The sequence below is a fragment of the Geodermatophilus sp. SYSU D00708 genome, assembly GCF_054050115.1.
In genome coordinates this window covers 17,478-35,396 of record NZ_JBJGYS010000029.1, presented here as the reverse complement: position 1 = coordinate 35,396, position 17,919 = coordinate 17,478, and the positions used below count along the sequence as shown (strand labels likewise).

The window sequence follows — 17,919 nt, the reverse complement described above, 5'->3', positions numbered from 1 at the left end:
GGGTCCGTCCGGCGCGCCACTACCCTGGACCGTCGTGTCCGATCACCCCTCGAGTCCTGGCGACGACGCTGTTCCTCCCGCCGTCCAGCAGACCGTGCGGGAGCTCGTCGACGTCTCCCCCGTCCTGACCCGGCTCGGGGAGCGGTTCACCGAGGCCGGCTTCGAGATCCACCTGGTCGGCGGGTCGGTCCGCGACGCGCTGCTCGCCGCCGGCTCGGGGCAGCCGCGCGTGCCCGGCGACCTGGACCTCACCACCGACGCCCGGCCCGTCGAGGTGCTGCGGCTGCTGCGCGGTTTCGCCAGTTCCACGTGGAACACCGGGATCGCCTTCGGCACCGTCGGCGCCGAGGTGGACGGCGTCCGGCTGGAGATCACCACCTTCCGCGCCGACCGCTACGACCGGGAGTCGCGCAACCCCGAGGTGGCCTGGGGCGACTCCCTCGTCGACGACCTGGCCCGCCGCGACTTCACCGTCAACGCGATGGCGGTCTCGCTCGGCCCTGACCGCACCGTCACCGACCCCTACGGCGGCCTCGGCGACCTGCTCGCCAAGCGGCTGCGCACCCCCGGCGCCGCGGCCGACTCCTTCGCCGACGACCCGCTGCGGATGCTGCGCGCCGTCCGGTTCGTCGCGCAGCTGGAGCTGACGCCGTCCGACGACGTCGTCGAGGCGATGACCGCGATGTCGGACCAGCTGGCCCGCATCACCCCGGAGCGGGTGCAGGCGGAGCTGTCCAAGACCCTGCTGCAGGACCGTCCCCGGGCGGCGCTGGAGCTGTTCGTGTCGACCGGGCTGGCCGACGTCGTGCTGCCCGAGCTGTCCGCGCTGCGGATGGAGATCGACGAGCACCACCAGCACAAGGACGTCTACGCCCACTCCCTCACCGTCCTCGACCGCGCGATCGCGCTGGAGCAGGCCGATCCGGACGCGGAGTCGCCGGACCTGGTGCTGCGGCTGGCCGCGCTGCTGCACGACATCGGCAAGCCGGCCACCCGGCGGCACGAGGCGCGCGGCCGGGTGTCGTTCCACCACCACGAGGTGGTCGGCGCGAAGCTGGTGCGCAAGCGGCTGACCGCGCTGCGCTACCCGAAGGACGTCGTCGAGGCCGTCGCCCGGCTGACCTTCCTGCACCTGCGGTTCCACGGCTACGGCCGCGGCGAGTGGACCGACTCCGCCGTCCGCCGGTACGTCACCGACGCCGGGGACCTGCTGTCGCGGCTGCACAAGCTGGTCCGTTCGGACTGCACGACCCGCAACAAGCGCCGGGCCGCGGCGCTGTCGGCCACGTACGACTCGCTGGAGCGGCGGATCGCGGAGCTGTCGGCGGCGGAGGACCTCGCGCGGGTCCGCCCCGACCTCGACGGCAACGCGATCATGGCGATCCTGGGGATCCCGCCGGGCCGGGAGGTCGGCGAGGCGTGGAAGTACCTCAAGGACCTGCGGCTGGAGCGCGGCCCGATGGACCCCGAGGAGGCCGAGGCCGAGCTCCGCGCCTGGTGGGCCGCCCGCTCGTAGCGGAGTCCCACGGCGCGGATTCCGCGCCCCTCTCACTCCACTCACGACGCGCACCTGTGGACAGGCGGCCCGGCAGAGGCGCCGTCGGTCAGGGTCGGGTCATGCGTTCCGACCGGACCACGGTGGCCCACCGCCGTCAGCTCGCCGCCCTCGGTGTGGGGAAGGACCGCATCCGCAGAGCCGTCCGGTCCGGCCGGTGGCAGGAACCGGTCCCCGGGGTCGTCGTCCTCCACTCCGGAGCGCTGACCCGGCGGGAGAGGTACCTCACGGGTCTCGCGTGGGCGGGGCCTGACGGCTGCCTCTCCCACTCCAGTGCCCTGGTCCTGCAGGGAGCCCGCATCGCCGAGCCGGTGGCCCGCCGCCGAGTGGCCGGCGTGCGGGGAGAGTACGTCGCCCCTCCGGACTCAGGACTCGTGGAGGTGTCCGTGCCGCACGGCCGCCACCTCGCATCCAGCGGCTTCGTCGTCGTCCACCAGTCCCGCCGTCCGCTGGGGGACCTCACGGTGGACGGCCTGCGGACCACGACGGCTGCCCGCGCCGTGGCCGACGTCGCGATGAGCGCCGGCCGCCGGCAGGACGTCGACCACGCGGTGTCGGACGTGCTCCAGAAGGGCCTGGCGACGGTCGAGGACCTGGCCGAAGAGGTCCGTGCGGCGGGTCGGCGGGCCGGTCCCTGGCTGAGGGCCGCGGTCGCCGACGCCGCCCGCGGCATGCGGTCGGTGGGCGAGGCCGACCTCCGGCGGGTGGTGCTCGCCGCAGGCCTGCCCGAGCCGGAGTGGAACGCGGAGATCGTGACGCCGTCCGGCACCTACTACCTGGACGCCTACTGGCGGCACCGGCGGGTGGGCGTCGAGGCGGACGGGGCCGCGTTCCACCTCAGCGCCAGTGACTGGGACGGCGACCTGCGACGGCAGAACGCCATCCAGGGGGTCGGGATCCGCGTGCTGCGGTTCCCGGTGCGGCGGTTGCGGTCGGAGCAGGCCGCGTGTGGCGCGGAGATCCGGGCGGCGCTCGGCGGTGCAATGGAGTGAGAGGGGCGCGGAATCCGCGCCGTGGCACTCCGCTAGAGCGATGCGGAGGCGAGGAGGGCGGCGAGGGCGTAGAGGACGCCGACCGTGAGCACGACCGCGGACGAGACCCCCGACGCCGGCAGCAGCACCGCCGCGACCAGCAGCGCCACCACGTAGCTGACGTTGACCAGCATGTCGTAGACGGCGAACACCCGGCCGCGGACGTCGTCCTCGACCGTCTCCTGCAGCGTGCTGTCCACGCAGATCTTCACCGCCTGGCCGCCGAACCCCAGCGCGAAGCCGACCAGGACCACCGCCGGTGCGGAGAACGCCAGCCCGAGGGCCACCGTCGCCGGCGCGAGCAGGGCCAGCACGAGGGTCACCCAGCCCCTCCGGCCCAGGCGCCGCACCGCCGGCGGGGTCACGACCGCGGCCAGCAGGGTGCCCGCCGCGCCGGCCGCCACCACCACCCCCAGGCCGGCCAGTCCCCGAGGCACGGGACCCCACGGGCCGAGCGTGTTGCGGAACAGCAGCAGCGTCATCAGCGTGACCAGCCCGAAGCACAGCCGGTGCAGCGTGATGACGGCCAGCGCGGCGGCGGCCGGGCGGATCCCCCACACGTGACGGGCGCCGGCCAGCATCCCGGTGACCACGTCGCGGAGGGTGAGCCGGGAGCCGCCGTCCGGGCCCAGGGCGCCGCGCCCGAGGCCGGCCACCGCCACGGCCGACAGCAGGTAGGGCGCGGCCGCGCCGGCCGTCAGCACCGCGTAGGCCCCGTCCCCGGCGCTGCCCAGCGAGAGCAGCGCCACCGCGACCGCCCCACCGACGACCGTCGCCACGGACCCGGCCGTCGTCGACACCGCGTTGGCCGGCACCAGGGACGGCTGGTCGGTGGTGTGCGGCAGCGCCGCGGACAACGCGGAGAGCACGAACCGGTTGACCGAGAACACCGCCAGCCCGGTCAGCAGGAACGGCTCCCCGGCCACCCCGCCCGCCACCAGGGCGGCCAGGACGGCGACCAGGCCGGCCCGCAGGACGCCGCACCACAGCAGCACCTGCCGGCGGCTCCACCGGTCGAGCAGGGCGCCGGCGAACGGCCCGACGAGGGAGTAGGGCAGCAGCAGGACGGCGAACCCGGCCGCCACGTCGAGGGGGTCGGCGGCGCGCTGCGGGTTGAACAGGACCGTGCCGGCGAGGGCGGCCTGCAGCACGCCGTCCCCGGCCTGCGAGGTGAGCCGCGTGGCGAGGAGCCGGCGGAAGTCGGCCCGGCCGAGGAGGCGGCGCACGGTCGTCCCCGCCTGCCGCACGCCGTCACCCTACGGTGGCTGCCCGGTCCCTCACGGTGGACGACGAGCCGAGGTCCAACGTCCCTTCACAGGCGGGCTCCCCTCGTACTCCGTGGGGCGGTCGGGTGGGGCACACTGGACGCGATGACTCCCCCGCCTCCGTCCGAACCAGAGTCCGGGCCGCCTGGCCGCCCGGCGACGGGGCGACGTCGTCCGGAAGCGGTGCCCGCCATGTCGATCGGCAGCCTCGAGGACGTCCGCCCGGGCTCGCTGCTCGTGGCGATGCCGAGCCTCACCGACCCGACGTTCGCCGGCACGGTGGTCTTCGTCCTCGACCACGGCGACACCGGCACGCTGGGCGTGGTCCTGGGCCGGCCGAGCCAGGTCGAGATCCGCGACGTGCTGCCCGGCTGGTGCGACCTGGCCGTCGAGCCGGGCGTGTTCCACGTGGGCGGGCCCTGCGAGACCGACACCGCCCTGTGCCTGGCCGTCTGCCTGGCCCCGGGGGACGACTGCGGCCTGCGCCGGGTCGCCGGCGACGTCCACCTGGTCGACCTCGACGCCGACCCCGACGTGCTCGACGGTCAGGTCCGCGGGCTGCGGGTGTTCGCCGGCTACGCCGGCTGGTCGCCAGGCCAGCTGGCCGGGGAGATCGCCGAGGGCGCGTGGGCGTGTGTCCCGGGCCGTCCGGACGACGTGCTCAGCCCGCTGGCCGGTCCGGAGCTGTGGCGCCGGGTGATGGGCCGGCAGACCGGGCGGCTGGCGGTGCTGTCCACCGCGCCCGCCGACCCGTCGGTCAACTGAAGGTCACGATCCGCCCGGCACGGGCAGCGCGATCGAGGCGGATCTGGTAGGAAGAGTTCTGGAAGGGGCGGTCTGGGGAAGAGGCCGCCCCTTCCGCACGTCCGGGGTCGGGTGCCTCTCCGCACGGGGTCCTTCTACAGCCCGACGGCCGCGGCGACCTCCGGGTGCTCGTCGCCGTCGACGGTCTGCGACTCCTCCGGCGGCGCGATCGCCCGCTCCCCGTGGTCGGACAGCGTCACCGTCACGTCGAAGTCCTGATCGGGCAGCCGGGTGACGAACTGGACCAGCAGGTCGCTGGAGTTGTCCACCGCCACCGACCAGCCCGTCTCCGAGGCGTAGACCGCGGTGAGCTCGCCGTCGACCGAGCGCTCGCCCTGCCAGGAGTAGTCCCCGCCGCGGAAGGCGGCGGCGTCGTCCGGCTCCTCGGCGGCGAGGTTGAGCACCAGCCGGACCAGGACGTCGGTGAGCGGCGACTCCTCGCCCGTCGCCAGCGGCCGGCTCACGTAGGAGGCCTCGGGCAGCCCGGCCCCGGTCAGGTACTCGGCGAGCCCCGGGACGTCCCCGAACCACACCGTGTCGGACGTGAAGAACAGCGTGCGGGCCGTGTCGGGATGCCCGCCGCCGTAGGTCGTCACCGCCTGCGCGCGGCCCACCTGACCGGGGAAGTCCACCTCGCCGGTGAGGGTGAGGACGGTGTCCTCCCCGTAGGGAGCGGTCACCACGAAGTCCGCGCCGCCCTGCTCCTCGTTGCGCGCCAGCAGCGCGGCGAGGACGCCGGCCTCCTCGGCGGTGACCGGGTCCCCGGGCGGCCGCTCGGTCTCCTCCGCCGAGCACCCGGCGGCCAGCACGAGCACCAGCCCCAGGGCCGGGACGAGCGGACGGCGGCGCGGCGGCATGCGGCCCAGCGTAGGCAGGGCCGCAGGTCGCGGCGGTGCTCCACGCGGAACGCGACAGGGGTCCCGGAACGCGGCAGGGCCCGCCCCCGGATGGGGACGGGCCCTGTCAGCGGCTCCGTTCCGGGGCCCACCCCGAGCCTGCGAAGGGTGGGGAGAACGGGTGGAAGGACCACCCCCTGCCCCCCACCGCTCGCACTCTCGCGGCGGGACCCTGCAGGGCGGCCGTCAGCGCTCGACGTCGCCCCGGATGAACGCCTCGACGGCGTCGCGGGCCTCGCTGTCGCTGTACTGCACCGGCGGGCTCTTCATGAAGTAGGAGGACGCCGACAGGATCGGGCCGCCGATGCCGCGGTCCTTGGCGATCTTCGCGGCGCGGACGGCGTCGATGATGATGCCGGCCGAGTTCGGGGAGTCCCAGACCTCGAGCTTGTACTCCAGGTTCAGCGGGACGTCGCCGAACGCACGGCCCTCCAGCCGCACGTAGGCCCACTTGCGGTCCGACAGCCACGGCACGTGGTCCGACGGGCCGATGTGCACGTTCTCCTTGCCCATGTCCCGGTCGACCTGGCTGGTGACGGCCTGGGTCTTGGAGATCTTCTTGGACTCCAGCCGCTCGCGCTCGAGCATGTTCTTGAAGTCCATGTTGCCGCCGACGTTGAGCTGCATCGTGCGGTCGAGCTGCACGCCGCGGTCCTCGAAGAGCTTGGCCAGCACCCGGTGGGTGATGGTCGCGCCGACCTGGCTCTTGATGTCGTCACCGACGATCGGCACACCGGCCGCGGTGAACTTGTCCGCCCACTCCTGGGTGCCGGCGATGAACACCGGGAGGGCGTTGACGAACGCGACCCCGGCGTCCAGGGCGCACTGGGCGTAGAACTCGGCGGCCTGCTGCGATCCGACCGGCAGGTAGCAGACCAGCACGTCGGCGCCGGTCTCGCGCAGCACCGAGACGACGTCCACCGGCTGCTCGTCGGACTCCTCGATGGTCTCCCGGTAGTACCGGCCCAGCCCGTCGAGGGTGGTGCCGCGCTGCACCGGGACGCCCAGCGGCGGGACGTCGCAGATCTTGATGGTGTTGTTCTCGCTGGCGACGATGGCCTCGGAGAGGTCGCGGCCGACCTTCTTCGCGTCGACGTCGAAGGCGGCGACAAACTCCACGTCGGACACGTGGTACTCGCCGAAGCGCACGTGCATCAGGCCCGGCACCGACGTCGTCTCGTCGGCGTCGCGGTAGTAGTGCACGCCCTGCACCAGCGAGGCGGCGCAGTTGCCGACGCCGACGATGGCGACCTTCACAGAACCCATGGAGCTCTCCTTGTTCGCAGACCGGGGTGCGGTCCTGGACTCGCGGACCGCGGGCGGTCCTTCTCGGGACGGGGGCCGGGGCCTCCGTCGGGTCATTCGGGGCGAGGGGGGACCGGGCCGTCCGGCGGGACGGCGTCTCCGTCGTCGACGCCGGCTGCTCGGCGCCGCTCGTCGTCGGTGCGCTCCTTGTCGATCAGCTCGGCGAGCCAGCGGACCTCTCTGTCCACCGACTCCAGGCCGTGGCGCTGGAGCTCGAGCGTGTAGCGGTCGAGGCGTTCGCGGGTGCGGCTCAGCGACGAGCGCAAGCCCTCCCGCTGCCGCTCCACCGTGCGGCGGCGGCCCTCGAGGATCCGCAGCCGCACGTCCGCGGCGGTGTGCCGGAAGAACGCCAGGCGGACGCCGAAGAGCCCGCCGTCGTCGTACGCCTCCGGGCCGGACTGGCTGACCAGGTCGTGGAAGCGCTCCTTCCCCTCCGCGGTGATCGTGTAGACGACCTTCCCGCGCCGGCCGGTGAGCGGCGGTGCGTCGGCCGGCAGCAGTGCACGCGGTTCCGGGTCCTCGGTGGTGACGTACCCGGCGGCGTGCAGCCGCTTGAGCGCGGGATACAACGACCCGTAGGAGATGCTGCGCAGCCCCCCGAGCAGTTGTGCGAGCTGTTTGCGCAGCTCGTAGCCGTGCATGGGGTGCTGGTGCAACAGGCCCAGGATGGCGAACTCGAGCACGTCGCCTCCCCTTCGCCCCACGATCCGATGTATCGGGACGATACATCCGCTCGAGATCGGGTCGGCAACCGGAGACGGCGGTCCGAACGCCGGTCAGCACCCGAGGAGGCGTCGGACGTCGTCCCCGGTGCGTACATTGACGCCGTGCCCGGACGTCGATCCGTCGTGGACTACTCGCTGCAGCGGCGAGCCGTCCTCGCCGACGTGTACGCCGGACGCACGGGGCTCTTCGAGGTCTGCGACGCCAGTCCGTACCTCACCCGCGCGGCCAGGTACCACGGTGAGGCGACCGACGTCGCCTGCCCCGTGTGCCGCAAGGACCGTCTCACGCTGGTCAGCTACGTCTACGGGGAGCACCTCGGGCCCACGGCGGGTCAGGCCAAGACGCAGGCCGAACTCGCCCGCATGGACGCCGCGCAGGAGGAGTTCACCGTCTACGCCGTCCAGGTGTGCCGGAGCTGCGGCTGGAACCACCTGGACTGCTCGTACCTCCTGGGCGCCGAGCCGGAGCCGGGGCGCTCGCCCCGCCGCACCCGCCGGCGCGCGGCGACGGAGTAGTCGCCGCGCCGGGGAACAAAGACGCCCCGGTGGACCCTTCCGTCTCACAGGACCGCTGTGGGACGGCGCTGTCGCGGGTCCTCCCCCGATTCCACAGCTGAAGACGACACCCTGGCGCGGGACGCGTGTGTCCCGTGTCCACCAACGAGTCAGAGAGGGGCCCCTTCGTGCCTCCCCACGACGAGACCTCCCCGGTCGGGCCGCCTGGCGGCTCGGACCGCCGACCGCCACCCGGTCGCACCGGCGGCGGCAACGGCGGCAACCGGCGTCCGCCGGCCGGCCGCGGAGCCCGGACGACGACGTCGCGCACCGGCGCTCCCGCCGCACGAGGTGCGAAGCCGGCCGGCAGGGGTCCGGCCGCCAACGGCAAGGCAGCGCGGACGAAGAAGCAGAAGCGTCGCCGCCGGCTCAAGGTCCTCGCCGCCGCCTTCGCCGGGATGCTGGTGCTCCTCGGCGTCTTCGTCGGCGTCGTGTACGCCACCACCGAGGTCCCCGACCCGAGCTCGGTGCAGAACGCGCAGACCACCGTCGTGTACTACGCCGACGGCACCACGGAGATGGCCCGGCTGGGCGTCGACGGGGGCAACCGCACCAACGTCCCCCTCGACCGGGTGTCCGAGCCGGCCCGCAACGCCATCCTGGCCGCGGAGAACCGCAGCTTCTACTCCGACCCCGGCATCTCCTTCACCGGCATCGTCCGGGCCGCCTGGAACAACCTCACGGGCGGCTCCACGCAGGGCGGGTCGACGATCACCCAGCAGTACGTCAAGAACGCGTTCCTGACCCAGGAGCAGACGTTCAGCCGCAAGTTCCAGGAGCTCTTCCTCGCCATCAAGTTGGACAACAACTACGACAAGGACGAGATCCTCGAGAACTACCTGAACACCATCTACTTCGGGCGGGGCGCCAACGGCATCGAGGCCGCCGCGAACACCTTCTTCGGCGTCCCCGCCGCCGAGCTCACCCCGCAGCAGGGCGCCGTCCTCGCCGTCCTGGTCCGCAGCCCCAGCAACTACGACCCGGAGGTCAACCCCGAGGCCGCGCAGGACCGCTGGGGCCTGGTGCTCGACGCGATGGTCGAGGAGGGCTGGCTCACCCAGGCCGAGCGGGACGCCTCGGTCTACCCGCAGGTGCTGCCCAAGGGCGGCTCGTCGCTGGGCATCCCGGAGGGCCCCGAGGGCCTCGTCGTGCAGCGCGCCATGGCCGAGCTCGAGGCCAAGGGCTACACCGAGCAGCAGATCCGCGCCGGTGGCCTGCGGATTACCACGACGGTCGACAAGCGCTACCAGGACGCCGCGATCGCCGCCGTCGACACCGTGATGGCCGGCGAGCCCGAGGGCCTGCGCCAGGCGCTGGTCTCGGTCGACCCGCACACCGGCGCGGTGAAGGCCTACTTCGGCGGGCGCAACGGCACGGGCACCGACTACGCGCAGGCCCAGCGGCAGCCCGGCTCGTCGATGAAGCCCTACACGCTGGCCACCGCCCTCGAGCAGGGGATCAGCGTCAACGCCCGCCGGGACGGCAGCTCGCCGCAGAAGTTCCCCGACCGGGACGCGCTGGTGCGCAACTCCGGCGGCGCCTCCTGCGGCGCCTGCACCCTCGTCGAGGCCATGACCCGCTCGCTGAACACCACGTTCTACGGGCTGGCCTACGAGGTCGGCCCGGACAAGGTCCGGGAGACCGCGCTGGCCGCCACCGGGCTGCCCGAGACCTGGCAGGGCGGTGCGCTCAAGGACAAGACCACGCTGGCCAACTCCGACGGGTACACCGGGTCGGCGATCGGCATCGGCGAGTACGAGATGCGCCCGATCGACCAGGCGCACGGCTTCGCCACCTTCGCCAACGGCGGCGTCGAGCACGAGCCGTTCTTCGTCACCCGGGTGACCGACAACCAGGGCACCGTCCTGCTGGACTACAACGGCGACACCGGCGACCAGGCCATCCCGGCCGACATCGCCAGCGACGTCACCTACGCGCTCAAGGGCGTGGCGTCCTACTCGCGGCGGGCGCTCGACGGCGGCCGCGAGGTCGCCAGCAAGACCGGTACGCAGGGCCAGGGCGAGGACAACTCCGACGCCTGGATGGTCGGCTACACGCCGTCGATCTCGACCGCGGTGTGGATGGGCAACGACTCCCCCAGCGACCCGATCGTGACCACGGGCGGCCAGATCATCTACGGCTCGGGCCTGCCCGGGGCGATCTGGCAGGAGTTCATGAACACCGTGCTGGACGGGACGCCGGAGGAGGACCTGCCCGACCGGGCGCTCATCCGGGGCGACACCGGCGTCGGTGTGCCCGCGCCCACGACGGAGTCCACCCCGCAGCGGACCTCATCGGCGCCGACCCGGTCCTCCGAGCCCGCCGAGCCGACCCAGGACGACTCCGAGGACGAGTCCGCGGACAGCGGCAACGGGAACGGCAACGGCGACAACGGGAACGGCAACGGCAACGGCAACGGGGGCGAGGACGCCGACAACGGCGGCGGCAACGACGACGCCGACAGCGGCAACGACGTCCCGTCCGAGGACGAGACCGGCGACACCGGCGAGGACACCTCCGAGGGGGCGGACACCGAGAACGGTCAACCCGCCGTCCCGGTGCAACCGGCCGGCTGACCCCCGCGGGGCAGACTGAGCCCCGTGAGCAGCACCCCGACGGGCCCGTCCGATCCGGCAGCACAGCCGGCGGACGGGCCCTCGGCGTCTCCGGGGGTTGTCGCGGCCGACCCCGGCCGGCCCGACCGCGTCGTCCCCACCTGGACCGACCCGGTCGCGATCCAGGCCAGCGAGGCCGTCGGCGGCCCGTGGGGCCGCCACGCGGTCACCGGGCGCGCGCTGTTCTGGACTCCGCTGCGCGTCTGCCTGCTGTTCACCACGGCGGTGCTCGCCCTGGCCTGGGTCAAGCAGGCGCCCTGCTCCGACGGCAACTGGGCCGGCTCGGTGCAGTACACCCACTTCTGCTACTCGGACACCGTGCCGCTGTTCGGCCTGCACGGGCTCGACCGGGGCGAGGTGCCCTACCTCGACTCCGCCGTCGAGTACCCGGTCCTCACCGGCGCCTTCATGGCCGTCGCGGCCGGCCTCGGGCGGGTCTACGACGCGCTCGCCGCCGCCGTCGGTGTGCTGCCCGACGTCCCGGCCGTGCAGTCGTACTACGTCGCCACCTGCCTGCTGCTCTCGCTGTGCGCGCTCCTGGTGACCCGCGCCGTCCTCGGCACGTCGGGACGGCGGCCCTGGGACGCGGCCATGGTCGGCCTCTCGCCGCTGCTGTTCGTGCACGCGTTCACCAACTGGGACCTGCTCGCCGTGGCGCTGGCCGCCCTCGGCCTGTGGGCGTGGGCGCGGCGGCGGCCGGTGCTGGCCGGGGCGCTGCTGGGCCTGGGCGTCGCGGCCAAGCTCTACCCGGTCGTGCTGCTCGGCGCCCTGTTCCTGCTGTGCCTGCGCGCCGGGCGGCTGCGCACCTGGCTGGGGACCGCCGTCGCGGCGGGCGCCGCCTGGCTGCTGGTCGACGTGCCGGTGGCCGTCCTCGCGCCGGAGAACTGGGCGCGGTTCTTCCGGCTCAACAGCGAGCGGCCGGCCGATCCGGACACGCTGTGGAACATCGCGATCACCGTCACCGGCGGCCGGCTGTTCGGCGGGGTCCCGGCCGAGGGCGAGACGCCGGCGGTGCTCAACGCGGTCGTCGCCCTCGCGCTCGTCGCCCTCGTGGCCGCGGTGGCCTGGCTGACCCTCGCCGCCCCGGTGCGGCCCCGCGTGGCCCAGGTGGCCTTCCTGCTGCTCGCCGGGTTCCTGCTGGTCAACAAGGTGTGGAGCCCGCAGTACTCGCTGTGGCTGCTGCCGCTGGCGGTGCTGGCCCGGCCGCGGTGGCGCTCGCTGCTGCTCTGGCAGGCCACCGAGGCGCTGCTGTGGGTGCCGCGGATGCTCTGGTACCTCGGCACCGACAACCGCGGCGTCGAGGTGGAGTGGTTCTTCCTCGCGGTCACCATCCGGGACGCCGCCGTGGTCGTCCTCATGGCGCTGGTCGTGCGCGACGTCTGGCACCCCGACGGGGACGTCGTCCGGACCGGCTGGCCCGGCGTCGACGACCCCGCCGGCGGCGTGCTCGACCACGCCCCCGACGCGATGACACTGCGGCCCTCCGGGCCGCACCGCGGCCAGGTGCCGTCCCCCGGCTGAGCGGAGCCGTCCCCGGCTGGGCCGGGTCCTCCCCGTCAGGCCAGGGCCGCCCTGAGGGCCTGGATCTCGGCGGCGTGCTCGGCGGCGTCACCGGGGGTCTCGAGGACCACCGGGCAGTCGGCGGCGCGGGCGACGTCGGCCAGCAGCCCGAACGGGATCTCCCCGGACGTCAGCGGGGCGTGCCGGTCGCGGCTGGAACCGGCCGGGTCGCGGCTGTTGTTCAGGTGCACCAGGTCGATGCGGCCGGTGATCGCCCGGACGTCGGCCACGGCCGTGGCGAGGTCCCAGCCGGCGGCCCAGGCGTGGCAGGTGTCGAGCACGAAGCCGGCGCCGAACTCGCCGATCGCCTCCCACAGCCGGGCGATGGCGTCGAGGTCGCGGGCCATGGCGTTGCCGCCGCCGGCGGTGTTCTCGATGAGCAGCGGAACGGGGAACCCGCCGTCCTCGGCCTGCCGCGCGAAGGTCTTGCGCCAGTTGTCGACGCCGACGGCCGGGTCGTCCTTGGCCAGCACGTGGCCGCCGTGCACCACCATCCCCAGCGCGCCGATCGCCGCGGAGGCCTGCGCGTGCTTGTCCAGCAGCTTGCGGCTGGGGATGCGGATGCGGTTGTTCGTCGTCGCCACGTTGAGTACGTACGGCGCGTGGACGACGACCACGACGTCGCTGGCGAGCAGGTCGGCGGCGTCCGGGCGCGGCTTGGGGGCGGTCCACCCCTGCGGGTCGGCGAGGAAGACCTGCACGCCGTCGGCGTCCATCTCCGCGGCCCGGGCCAGCGGGCCGCCGGCGTCGAGCTCGTTGTCCTCGGTCAGGCCGGGGCCGACGTGTACGCCGATCGGGTGAGCTGCCACGGGCCCGACCCTAGAAGGACCCCGTCCCCCTCACCGCTCGCCGGCTCGCGGCGAGCCTCTGGACGGGGCCGCTGGTAGCCTGGTCGGGGCGCGTTCCCCCGGTGGCTGTCACCGGACGGGGCGCGCGACGCGTGTACGACCCTCCTGCTGCAGACCGACTGCAGCCGCCAGACCAGAGGAGGTGGGGTTCTCCGTGCGTCACTACGAACTGATGGTCATCCTCGACCCCGATCTCGAGGAGCGCACCATCGCGCCCTCGCTCGACCGGTTCCTGACCGTCGTCACCAACTCCGGTGGCACCGTGAAGACCGAGATCTGGGGCCGCCGCCGGCTGGCCTACGAGATCAAGAAGCAGGTCGAGGGCATCTACGCCGTCATCGACATCCAGGCCGAGCCCGCCGCGGTCGCCGAGCTCGACCGTCAGCTCAACCTGAACGAGTCGGTCCTGCGCACGAAGCTGATGCGGCCCGAGGTCCACTGACCATGGCCGGCGAGACCGTCATCACCGTCATCGGCAACCTGACGTCGGACCCCGAGCTGCGGTTCACGCCGTCCGGCGCCGCGGTCGCCAACTTCACCGTGGCCTCCACGCCGCGGACCTTCGACCGTCAGTCGCAGGAGTGGAAGGACGGCGAGGCGCTCTTCCTGCGCTGCAACGTGTGGCGGCAGGCGGCGGAGAACGTCGCCGAGTCGCTGACCCGCGGCTCGCGGGTGATCGTCTCCGGCCGGCTCAAGCAGCGGTCGTTCGAGACGAAGGAAGGCGAGAAGCGCACCGTCGTCGAGCTCGAGGTCGACGAGGTCGGCCCGTCGCTCCGCTACGCCACCGCGAAGGTCACCAAGGCCTCGCGCGGCGAGGGCGGTGGCGGCTTCGGCGGCGGTGGCGGTGGCGGTGGCTTCGGCGGTGGCGGCGGGTCCAGCGACCCGTGGTCGACCCCGGCCCCGCCGTCGGACGAACCGCCCTTCTGAAAGGACCCCGCTGCCCCCCACGCCTCGCTCCGCTCGGCGCGGGACCCCGCAGCGGGGCCACTCGTTACCTGAACCTCTCGTATCTGGAGAACCCCGGTGGCCAAGCCCCCCGTTCGCAAGCCCAAGAAGAAGGTCTGCCAGTTCTGCAAGGACAAGGCGACCTACATCGACTACAAGGACACGACCCTGCTGCGGAAGTTCATCTCCGACCGCGGCAAGATCCGTGCCCGCCGCGTGAGCGGCAACTGCAGCCAGCACCAGCGGGACGTCGCCACGGCCGTCAAGAACAGCCGTGAGATGGCCCTGCTGCCCTACACCTCCACGGCGCGCTGACCATGAGCACCCAGAAGCTGATCCTGACGCAGGAGGTCACCGGTCTCGGGTCCTCCGGTGACACGGTGGAGGTCAGGGGCGGGTACGCCCGCAACTACCTCCTGCCCCGCGGCCTGGCGATCGTCGCCACCCGCGGTGCCGAGAAGCAGGTCGAGTCCCTGCGTCGGGCGCGTGCCGTCCGCGAGGTGCGCTCGCTCGAGGAGGCCCAGGCCGTGGCCGGGCGCCTCAAGGGCCTGACCGTCCGCGTGCCGGCCCGCGCCGGTGACGGTGGCCGGCTGTTCGGCCGGGTCACCACCGCCGACGTCGTCAACGCCGTGACCGCCGCCGGTGGCCCCGAGCTCGACCGGCGCCGGGTGGAGCTGCCCAGCAGCATCAAGACCACGGGCCAGCACACCGTCACCGTGCGGGTGCACCCCGAGGTGACCACCCAGCTGGCGATCGAGGTCGTCGCCGGCTGAGCACGGACCCCTGCCACCGCTGCAGGGGCGCACGACACCGCCCGTGAGGGGCGTCGGACCCGGTCCGGCGCCCCTCACGGCGTCTGCGGGCTCAGCCTCGCGGTCGGTCCCTGTCGTCAGCCGTCGCCCGCGCGGCGGCCCGACTGCCGGGCGAGCTCCTCGGTCGCCGACCGGCGGATCGCCTCCAGGTCGTCGCGGAGCGCGTGCACGCGCTCCGGACCCAAGGCACCGGTGACCCGTTCCTCCAGCTCGGGGACCAGGCTCTGCGCGATGGTCACGACCTCGCGCCCCCGCTCGGTGGGCAGGACCAGCTTCGCCCGCCGGTCGGCCGGGTCGGGGACCCTGGTGACATACCCGTGCCGCTCCAGGTGGGCGACGAGCTCCGCCATCGCCTGCTTGGTCATCTGCGCCCGCTCGGCGAGCACGCTCACCGTCGTCCCGGCGTCGTCGAGGTACTGGAAGACCGCGCCGTGGGCCGGCCGGACCGCGGCGTGACCGCACTCGGCGAGGTGAGCGAGGACGAGGTCGTTGACCGCCACGAACGCCTCGCGCAGCAGGACGCCGAGATTGGCCGGGCGGGGCCGACCACCGGTGACGGGGATCCGTGTTGACATCGACAGGCCACCTGTCCACTCTGTTGGACATGCTCCCTGTCGATCCTGTCACACCGGATCCCGTTCGCCTCGGGGTGGACGAGGTCACCGTCCTGGCCACCAGCGCGCAGACCGACGGCGCCCTGTTCGCCGTCCGCGTCCACATGCCCCCGGGTGGCGGGCCGCCGGTGCTGCACCGCCACGACCCGGGGGAGGTCTACTTGGTGCTCAGCGGTGAGGTCACCTTCTACGCCGGCGGCCCAGACGGTGTGGTCCACCGGTCGACCGCGGCGGCGGGCGACGTCGTCCCCCTGGCCGGGGGCACGCCGCACACCGTCCGCAACGAGTCGGCCGGGGACGCCGTCGTGTTCGTCGTCCACGCTCCGGGCGCGCCCATGGAGGGCTTCGTGCGTGCCGCAGCGGCGCTCGGCGCCCGGGGCGGTGCCGGTGGCGATGCCGGTGGCGATGCCGTCCTCCGGGTCGCCGCCGAGCACGGCATCGAGCTGCTCGGACCCGTCCCGGCCGCCCTGCAGGGCTGATCCCCGGCCCCGGTGCCGGCGGTCGACGGCGTCGGCCCGTGCGGGGCGAACCGTGTGACCCCTGGGGCTGCTGTGCGGGGGTGGCGACACGCCGGGGGACGACACCCGGTTTTCACCAGGGTTTTTCCCGTCCACACCCCGTGGGTCGTCCCCGTGCAGGTCAGGTGCGGGATACGCGGGCGACCTCCCCGCCGTCCCCTGCTGTCTCCACATGTCGACACGTCTGTGTCCACCGACTTGTCCACAAGTTGTGCAGAACGGGGTGCACACCGGTGTTGGACGGGTCCGTCCGCTCTTCCTAACGTCCTCTCCAGCTCCTCCGGACGGCCCGGACTGTCGGTGCCCCGGGGTAGCAATGACCCGAACGGACGTTCGAGTCAGGCGTACGTCGTTTCTGGTGCTTCCCCCACCAGGCCCCGGTCGATCGGCCGGGGTCTGTGCAGGGGTGCGCCGGTGAGTGGATGGAGGAACCCCCGTGGCGGTGGCCGACGACTTCAGCCGACCGGCCCCGACGGCTCCGCAGTACGACCGGCAGCCGCCGCAGGACGTCGCGGCGGAGCAGTCGGTGCTCGGCGGCATGCTGCTGAGCAAGGACGCGATCGCCGACGTCGTCGAGGTGCTGCACGGCAACGACTTCTACCGGCCGGCGCACACGGTCATCTACGACTGCATCCTCGACCTGTACGGGCGGGGTGAGCCGGCCGACGCGATCACCGTCGCCGCTGAGCTCAACCGCACCGACCAGCTGTCGAAGATGGGCGGCGCGGTCTACCTGCACACGCTGATCCAGTCGACGCCGACGGCGGCCAACGCCGGCTACTACGCCGCGATCGTCGCCGAGCAGGCGACGCTGCGGCGGCTGGTCGAGGCCGGCACCCGCGTGGTGCAGCTGGGCTACGGCGCGGCGGGCGGCAAGGGCGACGTCGACGACATCGTCGACCGCGCGCAGCAGGAGATCTACGAGGTCACCGAGAAGCGGATGAGCGAGGACTACTCGCGGCTCGAGGACGTCCTGCAGCCGACGATGGACGAGCTCGACGCCATTGCGTCCCGCGGCGGCACCGCCCGCGGCGTGCCCACCGGCATCCGCGACCTCGACGAGCTCACCAACGGCCTGCAGGCCGGCCAGATGGTCGTCATCGCGGCGAGGCCCGGTGTGGGCAAGTCGACCCTGGGTCTGGACATCGCGCGGTCGGCCACGGTGAAGCACCACATGCCGGCGGTGATCTTCTCGCTCGAGATGAGCAAGCACGAGATCACCATGCGTCTGCTGTCGGCCGAGGCGAAGGTGCCGCTGCACCACATGCGCGCCGGCACGCTGTCGGACGAGGACTGGTCGAAGCTGGCCCGGCGGATGGGCGAGATCGCCGACGCCCCGCTCTACATCGACGACTCGCCGAACATGACGATGATGGAGATCCGGGCCAAGGCGCGGCGGCTCAAGCAGCGCAACGACCTCAAGCTCGTCGTCATCGACTACCTGCAGCTGATGACCTCGGGCAAGAAGGTCGAGAGCCGCCAGCAGGAGGTCTCGGAGTTCTCCCGGGCCCTGAAGCTGCTGGCCAAGGAGCTCGAGGTCCCGGTCATCGCGATGTCACAGCTCAACCGTGGGTCCGAGCAGCGTCAGGACAAGAAGCCGATGCTGTCCGACCTCCGCGAGTCCGGCTCGATCGAGCAGGACGCCGACATGGTGATGATGATCCACCGCGAGGACATGTACGAGAAGGAGAGCCCGCGGGCCGGCGAGGCCGACATCATGCTGGTCAAGCACCGCAACGGCCCCACCGCGAACGTCACCGTCGCCTTCCAGGGCCACTACAGCCGCTTCGTGGACATGGCGAACTGACGCCGACCCCCCAGCACCCCGAGAGGCCCGGAGCGCCCCCGCTCCGGGCCTCTCGCGCTGTCCA

General features: G+C 73.2%; 18 protein-coding genes. 12 read left to right on the top strand and 6 right to left on the bottom strand.

Annotated features, from left to right (window positions below; all coding sequences use genetic code 11):
• Positions 1 to 34: 34 nt before the first annotated feature.
• Together ACI79D_RS20395 and ACI79D_RS20390 are read left to right on the top strand one after the other, a co-directional pair.
• Positions 35 to 1,516, top strand: coding sequence for a CCA tRNA nucleotidyltransferase (locus ACI79D_RS20395; protein WP_456920306.1), 1,482 nt, complete (start codon positions 35 to 37; stop codon positions 1,514 to 1,516).
• A gap of 101 nt (positions 1,517 to 1,617) precedes the next feature.
• Positions 1,618 to 2,547, top strand: coding sequence for a DUF559 domain-containing protein (locus ACI79D_RS20390; protein WP_456920305.1), 930 nt, complete (start codon positions 1,618 to 1,620; stop codon positions 2,545 to 2,547).
• Between the two features lie 32 nt (positions 2,548 to 2,579).
• Here the strand turns inward: ACI79D_RS20390 and ACI79D_RS20385 are convergent, their stop codons facing one another.
• Positions 2,580 to 3,833: an MFS transporter gene (locus ACI79D_RS20385; protein ID WP_456920304.1), complete on the bottom strand. Its 1,254-nt coding sequence runs from the start codon at positions 3,831 to 3,833 to the stop codon at positions 2,580 to 2,582.
• A gap of 210 nt (positions 3,834 to 4,043) precedes the next feature.
• Between ACI79D_RS20385 and ACI79D_RS20380 the strand changes: the two genes are divergently transcribed.
• Entirely contained in the window at positions 4,044 to 4,616 is a 573-nt protein-coding gene (locus tag ACI79D_RS20380) for a YqgE/AlgH family protein (protein WP_456920303.1), read from the top strand.
• 134 nt (positions 4,617 to 4,750) lie between these two features.
• On the opposite strand, the gene ACI79D_RS20375 is transcribed toward ACI79D_RS20380, so the two are convergent.
• The 3 genes from ACI79D_RS20375 to ACI79D_RS20365 form a co-directional block, all read right to left on the bottom strand.
• Positions 4,751 to 5,512, bottom strand: coding sequence for a hypothetical protein (locus ACI79D_RS20375; protein ID WP_456920302.1), 762 nt, complete (start codon positions 5,510 to 5,512; stop codon positions 4,751 to 4,753).
• 225 nt (positions 5,513 to 5,737) lie between these two features.
• Positions 5,738 to 6,817 (bottom strand): inositol-3-phosphate synthase, encoded by a 1,080-nt coding sequence (locus ACI79D_RS20370; protein ID WP_456920301.1) that lies wholly within the window; start codon positions 6,815 to 6,817, stop codon positions 5,738 to 5,740.
• Between the two features lie 92 nt (positions 6,818 to 6,909).
• Positions 6,910 to 7,539, bottom strand: coding sequence for a PadR family transcriptional regulator (locus ACI79D_RS20365; RefSeq protein WP_456920300.1), 630 nt, complete (start codon positions 7,537 to 7,539; stop codon positions 6,910 to 6,912).
• A gap of 144 nt (positions 7,540 to 7,683) precedes the next feature.
• Between ACI79D_RS20365 and ACI79D_RS20360 the strand changes: the two genes are divergently transcribed.
• The 3 genes from ACI79D_RS20360 to ACI79D_RS20350 all read left to right on the top strand — a co-directional run bounded on the left by ACI79D_RS20360 (position 7,684) and on the right by ACI79D_RS20350 (position 12,272).
• Positions 7,684 to 8,097 (top strand): DUF5318 family protein, encoded by a 414-nt coding sequence (locus ACI79D_RS20360; protein WP_456920299.1) that lies wholly within the window; start codon positions 7,684 to 7,686, stop codon positions 8,095 to 8,097.
• A 167-nt stretch (positions 8,098 to 8,264) separates the two neighbouring features.
• On the top strand, positions 8,265 to 10,712 hold the full coding sequence (locus ACI79D_RS20355; protein ID WP_456920298.1) for a transglycosylase domain-containing protein: 2,448 nt from the start codon (positions 8,265 to 8,267) through the stop codon (positions 10,710 to 10,712).
• 24 nt (positions 10,713 to 10,736) lie between these two features.
• On the top strand, positions 10,737 to 12,272 hold the full coding sequence (locus ACI79D_RS20350) for a glycosyltransferase family 87 protein (protein WP_456920297.1): 1,536 nt from the start codon (positions 10,737 to 10,739) through the stop codon (positions 12,270 to 12,272).
• A gap of 35 nt (positions 12,273 to 12,307) precedes the next feature.
• Here the strand turns inward: ACI79D_RS20350 and ACI79D_RS20345 are convergent, their stop codons facing one another.
• A complete protein-coding gene (locus ACI79D_RS20345) occupies positions 12,308 to 13,120 on the bottom strand; it encodes a deoxyribonuclease IV (RefSeq protein ID WP_456920296.1) in 813 nt (270 codons plus the stop codon).
• Between the two features lie 193 nt (positions 13,121 to 13,313).
• Here ACI79D_RS20345 and rpsF point away from each other — a divergent pair, with 193 nt between their 5' ends.
• The 4 genes from rpsF to rplI all read left to right on the top strand — a co-directional run bounded on the left by rpsF (position 13,314) and on the right by rplI (position 14,877).
• Complete coding sequence (rpsF, locus tag ACI79D_RS20340; protein ID WP_456920295.1) at positions 13,314 to 13,601, top strand: 30S ribosomal protein S6; 288 nt, start codon at positions 13,314 to 13,316, stop codon at positions 13,599 to 13,601.
• A 2-nt stretch (positions 13,602 to 13,603) separates the two neighbouring features.
• Positions 13,604 to 14,086, top strand: coding sequence for a single-stranded DNA-binding protein (locus ACI79D_RS20335; RefSeq protein WP_456920294.1), 483 nt, complete (start codon positions 13,604 to 13,606; stop codon positions 14,084 to 14,086).
• 96 nt (positions 14,087 to 14,182) lie between these two features.
• Complete coding sequence (gene rpsR / locus ACI79D_RS20330; protein ID WP_012951016.1) at positions 14,183 to 14,419, top strand: 30S ribosomal protein S18; 237 nt, start codon at positions 14,183 to 14,185, stop codon at positions 14,417 to 14,419.
• 2 nt (positions 14,420 to 14,421) lie between these two features.
• Positions 14,422 to 14,877 (top strand): 50S ribosomal protein L9, encoded by a 456-nt coding sequence (gene rplI / locus ACI79D_RS20325; protein WP_456920293.1) that lies wholly within the window; start codon positions 14,422 to 14,424, stop codon positions 14,875 to 14,877.
• Between the two features lie 116 nt (positions 14,878 to 14,993).
• On the opposite strand, the gene ACI79D_RS20320 is transcribed toward rplI, so the two are convergent.
• Complete coding sequence (locus ACI79D_RS20320; RefSeq protein ID WP_456920292.1) at positions 14,994 to 15,491, bottom strand: MarR family winged helix-turn-helix transcriptional regulator; 498 nt, start codon at positions 15,489 to 15,491, stop codon at positions 14,994 to 14,996.
• 74 nt (positions 15,492 to 15,565) lie between these two features.
• Here ACI79D_RS20320 and ACI79D_RS20315 point away from each other — a divergent pair, with 74 nt between their 5' ends.
• Together ACI79D_RS20315 and dnaB are read left to right on the top strand one after the other, a co-directional pair.
• Positions 15,566 to 16,009, top strand: a complete 444-nt coding sequence (locus ACI79D_RS20315) for a cupin domain-containing protein (protein ID WP_456920291.1) — start codon at positions 15,566 to 15,568, stop codon at positions 16,007 to 16,009.
• Positions 16,010 to 16,484: 475 nt separating this feature from the next.
• Positions 16,485 to 17,855 carry a replicative DNA helicase gene (gene dnaB / locus ACI79D_RS20310; protein WP_456920290.1) on the top strand — a complete coding sequence of 457 codons (1,371 nt, stop codon included), beginning with the start codon at positions 16,485 to 16,487 and terminating at the stop codon, positions 17,853 to 17,855.
• Positions 17,856 to 17,919: the final 64 nt, after the last annotated feature.

Coding starts and splice junctions, on each gene's coding strand:
- ACI79D_RS20370 (WP_456920301.1), bottom strand. CDS start 6,817: ATGGGTTCTGTGAAGGTCGCCATCGTCGGCGTCGGCAACTGCGCCGCC.
- ACI79D_RS20380 (WP_456920303.1), top strand. CDS start 4,044: ATGTCGATCGGCAGCCTCGAGGACGTCCGCCCGGGCTCGCTGCTCGTG.
- rplI (WP_456920293.1), top strand. CDS start 14,422: ATGAGCACCCAGAAGCTGATCCTGACGCAGGAGGTCACCGGTCTCGGG.
- ACI79D_RS20335 (WP_456920294.1), top strand. CDS start 13,604: ATGGCCGGCGAGACCGTCATCACCGTCATCGGCAACCTGACGTCGGAC.
- ACI79D_RS20375 (WP_456920302.1), bottom strand. CDS start 5,512: ATGCCGCCGCGCCGCCGTCCGCTCGTCCCGGCCCTGGGGCTGGTGCTC.
- ACI79D_RS20390 (WP_456920305.1), top strand. CDS start 1,618: ATGCGTTCCGACCGGACCACGGTGGCCCACCGCCGTCAGCTCGCCGCC.
- ACI79D_RS20320 (WP_456920292.1), bottom strand. CDS start 15,491: ATGTCAACACGGATCCCCGTCACCGGTGGTCGGCCCCGCCCGGCCAAT.